1 protein-coding gene and 1 pseudogene are annotated in these 2607 nt (G+C 58.9%); both read right to left on the reverse strand.

Annotated features, from left to right (window positions below):
• Window positions 1-33: 33 nt before the first annotated feature.
• Window positions 34-1671, reverse strand: a pseudogene (nifJ, locus tag AWU74_RS04880) (pyruvate:ferredoxin (flavodoxin) oxidoreductase); the annotation flags it as partial.
• A gap of 737 nt (window positions 1672-2408) precedes the next feature.
• A partial coding sequence (locus tag AWU74_RS12675) for a hypothetical protein (protein ID WP_238580171.1) occupies window positions 2409-2607 on the reverse strand: 199 nt, incomplete at its 5' end.

A 2607-nucleotide genomic window follows, 5' to 3' on the forward strand; every position in this document is an offset into this window, starting at 1 on the left:
TTTGTCCGCCATTTCGACCGCGTTGATGAGTTAGAACCGGAGTTTTTTGCCGACTATGTGCCGGTGCGCCTCGACCGGCGGCTGCTTCCAGACCTCGGTCGCGTCGTAAGGGCTGTTCAGCAGGAAGGTGCCGCCTTCTTTCGCGTTCGCCAGAAGGTCGAATGTTTCCATATAGGCAAACTTATGACAGGCGACAAAGTCCGCGCTCGTAATCAGGTAGGGGCGGCGGATAGCCTTCGGGCCGAAGCGCAGGTGCGACACGGTGAAGCCGCCGGACTTCTTGGAGTCGTAGGCGAAATACGCCTGCGCGTTCAGCTCCGGCTTCGCTTCCCCGATGATTTTGATAGAGTTCTTGTTCGCGCCGACCGTGCCGTCCGAGCCGAGCCCGTAGAACACCGCCTCGTTCATGCCTTCCTCGGCGATTCCGAACGCTTCGTCCACCGGCAGGCTCTCCCCCAGCACGTCGTCGTGTATGCCGACCGAAAAGTGCGCGAGCTTTCTGCCGGAAAGGTTGTCGAACACCGCCTTGACCATAGCCGGCGTAAACTCCTTCGAGCCTAAGCCGTAGCGTCCGCCCAGCACGAGGGGAGCCGTTTTCAGTTCGCCCGCCGCCTGCATTTCGGCAAGCGCGGTGCGGACGTCTTCGTAGAGCGGCTCGCCGGGCGCGCCCGGCTCCTTCGTGCGGTCAAGCACCGCCAGTGCCTTTGCCGACGCGGGCAGCGCCTTTACGAAGGCTTTCGCGTCGAAGGGGCGGAAGAGCCGCACCTTGAGCACGCCGGTTTTTTCGCCCCGGGCATTCAGGCATTCCGCCGTCTCCTCGCAGGTTTCCGCGCCCGAACCCATGATGATGACGACCTTTTCGGCGTCTTTCGCGCCGGAATAGTCGAACAGGCGATAGGCGCGTCCGGTGAGCTTTGCGTATGCGTCCATTTCCTCCTGCACGATGCCGGGCACTCTGACATAGTATTTGTTCACGCCTTCCCGCGCCTGAAAGTACACGTCGGGGTTCTGCGCGGTGCCGCGGATGACCGGCGATTCGGGCGTCAGCCCGCGCGCGCGGTGGGCGCGCACCAAGTCGTCGCGTATCATCCGCTTCATCGTGTCATAGGAGACTTCCTCTATCTTCTGGAACTCGTGCGACGTGCGGAAGCCGTCAAAGAAATGCATGAAAGGGACGCGGGAGCGGAGCGTCGCGGAGTGGGCTATCACGGCTAAATCCATGACTTCCTGCACGCTGTCCGACGCCAGCATAGCCCAGCCGGTCTGCCGGCACGCCATGACGTCCTGATGGTCGCCGAAAATCGACAGGGCGCTGGTCGCAAGGGCGCGCGCGGCGACGTGGAACACGGTGGCGGTCAGCTCGCCCGCAATCTTGTACATGTTGGGAATCATCAGGAGCAAGCCCTGAGACGCCGTAAAGGTCGTGCTCAGCGCGCCGGTGGTCAGCGCCCCGTGCACCGCGCCGGCCGCGCCCGCCTCGGACTGCATTTCGACCACGTCGGGCACCGTCCCCCAGATATTCTTTTTGCCCTTCGCCGAGTATTCGTCGGCGACTTCGCCCATAGGACTCGAAGGAGTTATGGGGTAGATAGAAATGACCTCGCTGAGCGCGTGAGCCACGTGACCGGCGGCGGTGTTGCCGTCGATCATCACCTGATTCTGTTCTGCCATGCTGCCGTCCTTGAATGCGGACTGTTTTTTTGGATAGGTCTTCCGCATTCGCCCGCGAGCATAGCCTTTTTTTCTTTTTTTATCAATATGAAGGCTGTGCGTTCGGCGTTGCCCTTTCGGGCAAGGTCAGAGTTTCTTGAGGAAACAGGCGTTCCCCGTAGGGAACGTCCGAGTTCTCTGAAAGAACTCGGCAGAGAGGTCGTGCGGGCAACGACAGAGTTCTCCGCAAGCCTTCGGCTTGCTATCGAGTTTGCTTATGCAAACTCGCGGCATAAAGGCTTTGCCTGTGGGTAAAGGCGTATAGGGACTGCCGAAATGGAGAGAAAGGGAGCGGGCTTTGCCCGTTCCCTTCCTCGTCTCATAAGGGAAGCGGCGTTGCCCTTTTGGGCAACGTTCAAGTTTCTTGAAGAAACTTGACATATAGACATAGCGTACCGGTAAGCGCCGACCGGGACTGCCGAAATGGAGAGGAAGGGAGCGGGCTGTGCCCGTTCCCTTCCTCGTCTCATAGGGGAAGCGGTTTTGCCGCTTCCCCTATGACGGCGTACAGGCAAGACCGGACGCGACCTTTGGCGGCGTTTTTGAGCCACTCATAGGATTTTATGCGCGGCTCATAGGATTTTATGCGTCACTCACAAAGTTTTTTGCGCCGCTCACAAAATTTTATGCGTCGCTCACAAAGTTTTTTGCGTCACTCACAAAATTTTATGCGCCGCCCACAAAATTTTATGCGTCACTCACAAAATTTTTTGCGCGGCTCGCAGGACCTTGCGAGTAACTCGCGGGACCTTGCGGGCGGCGCATAAAGCTGTATGAGCGGGGCGTTCCCCTTTCGAGGAACGTTCAAGTTTCTTGAAGAAACTTGACATATAGGCATAGCGTATAAGCACGCGCCCACTGGGGCTGCCAAAATGGAGAGAAAGGGAACGGGCAAGG

This window comes from Treponema endosymbiont of Eucomonympha sp., assembly GCF_001028545.1.